1 protein-coding gene is annotated in these 214 nt (G+C 64.5%); it reads right to left on the reverse strand.

Features of this window, described 5'->3' with window-relative positions:
• Positions 1-214: dihydroxy-acid dehydratase domain-containing protein (locus tag ACW9IN_RS30210; protein ID WP_457369258.1), on the reverse strand; the 214-nt coding region annotated here is incomplete at both ends.

The following is a 214-nucleotide window of genomic DNA, read 5'->3' on the forward strand; positions in this document are numbered from 1 at the left end:
GGTGCCCGGGCTGTGGTAGGACTTCATCTCCGACTCCAGCAGCTCCTCGCGACTGGCCTTGCCTTCGGCGTAACGCTGGCGGACGTCGGCCTTCTGCTTGTTGGAAATGCCCGAGACCATCGGCCCGCCCGGCACGAAGATCGTCGGCAGGTGACCGAAACGCAGCGCGCCCATCATCAGGCCAGGCACGATCTTGTCGCAGATACCGAGCATC

This window comes from Pseudomonas sp. SDO5271_S396, from assembly GCF_054071795.1.